The following is a 1,328-nucleotide window of genomic DNA, read 5'->3' on the forward strand; positions in this document are numbered from 1 at the left end:
TGCCCGCAACAAGATTGAGTTTCTGGCCGATTTGATGGACAAGGCATTGGCAGACCTTGGCGGCCAGTTGGGCGAGTCGGGGATGCCCGTCAAAAACTACGTGCGCAACCCGGCATTTTTGGATCATGCGTCAAACAGCGCGCAGCACACCAAATTTACCGGAGAGCCCAAGCCGGGGGCGATTCAAGGCAACCCGCACCAGAACGCGGGGCATTTTGCCGATGGCTGGAACTTCGAGCAGGGTCCACCGCTCGATGCCGCCAAATCGGCAGGTTTCAGTGCCCACCGCAATTTACACTTCCCAGCGTTTTTCACTGCAATCCCGTTTGCCGCCAATGATATTTGGGTATCGGCCAACAACTGCAAGGGGATGATTTATCAGGCGTTGCACCTGCCACGCCGTGTCGCTTACTTCAAGGCCAAGGCACTGTTTGCCGCCAATGCCGATGTGACGGTGACAGTTGGGTTTCAGCGGGGCGATGTTCAAGGCCGGCTCTACAGCGAAACGTCACTGACTACCACCGAAAGCATTTACGAAACACCACCTTCGACCAGCTACAACATGATCACCCTTGAGTCGCAGGTTTACCGCGTGTCGGGCGCGAGCAATGCACCGGAACTTGTTTGTTTCGAGACTGAATCCAAGCCGGGCGACATGGCGACCGTCATGCTGTTGGGGATGCAGGTCATTGAAACCGATAAAGACGGCAACCCGTTAGAAGATGGCCCGGTGGATATGAGCAGCGATGGCTACGGCTATACCCGTTTTACCGAAGCACTTAGCTTGGTGTGTTTGGATACCACGGCCGCAGGCAACCAGTTCGAGTTCGAGCTGGAAAACGCGGCCAATGTGGCTTGCCCGGCGGGGGCATTCAACCACCTGACCATGAACAACCTGTATTTTTGGCAAGGCGTTAACGGCAAGGCAAGCGGCAATGTCAGCAGCGGTTCGCTGGATAACGGGGTGGAAATGGTGAGCTTTGACGGGACGCGCTTGGTTGTCGAGCTGTCCGAAGCCAATGCCAACACGGTGCGCAACTGCGGCGGGATGCGGTTATACCTGCGTTACAGTGCAACGCCATTTAACCGGGGGATTTACGCATGAGAACATTCGCCGCCGTAGCCTTGGTCGCCGCCTATGGTGCGGCGGCGTGGTGGTTCACGCGCAAGTCGCCACCGACACAACAGGCCAGCAAGCCAAAACCAACGAAACCCAAACCCAATCAGAAACCAACCAAGCCCAGCAAACCCATTGTGACCGATAAGCCGGGCGCGGTGGTGAACTGGGAAGACTTAACAGGGACGACCGACAATATGACAACCGGACA

Annotated in this window: 2 protein-coding genes; both read left to right on the top strand. The window is 56.6% G+C overall.

The genetic code is table 11. The features are described 5' to 3' along the window. A partial coding sequence (locus ABT56_RS24330) for a hypothetical protein (RefSeq protein ID WP_047881198.1) occupies positions 1 to 1,105 on the top strand: 1,105 nt, incomplete at its 5' end. Beyond that, positions 1,102 to 1,328: hypothetical protein (locus tag ABT56_RS24135; protein ID WP_205626111.1), on the top strand; the 227-nt coding region annotated here is incomplete at its 3' end. The genes ABT56_RS24330 and ABT56_RS24135, both read left to right, overlap by 4 nt.

It is taken from the genome of Photobacterium aquae, from assembly GCF_001029445.1.
GTDB lineage: Bacteria > Pseudomonadota > Gammaproteobacteria > Enterobacterales > Vibrionaceae > Photobacterium > Photobacterium aquae.